This is a genomic window from Stenotrophomonas sp. SrG (assembly GCF_050031795.1).
GTDB classification, from domain to species: Bacteria; Pseudomonadota; Gammaproteobacteria; order Xanthomonadales; family Xanthomonadaceae; genus Stenotrophomonas; species Stenotrophomonas rhizophila_A.
The window spans coordinates 1-229 of record NZ_JBNBBE010001856.1; the positions used below are offsets into that span (position 1 = coordinate 1).

At 71.2% G+C, this 229-nt stretch carries 1 pseudogene; it reads left to right on the forward strand.

Features of this window, described 5'->3' with window-relative positions:
- A pseudogene (locus ACQG3P_RS25625) lies at positions 1 to 229 on the forward strand (xylose isomerase); the annotation flags it as partial.

Below are 229 nucleotides of genomic sequence, written 5' to 3' on the forward strand. Positions count from 1 at the left end.
CGGCCTGGAGAAGGACTTCAAGCTCAACACCGAAGCCAACCACGCCACGCGGTCCGGCCACACCTTCGACCCCGCCCTGCAGGGCGCCTCCGACCACGGCCCGCTGGGCAGCATCGACGCCACCCGCGGCAATGCCCAGAACGGCTGGGATACCGTCCAGGTCCCGAGCGACCTGTACGCCCCCGTGGGCGCGATGCTGGTGGTGCTGGGCCAGGGCGGCCTGGAAGGA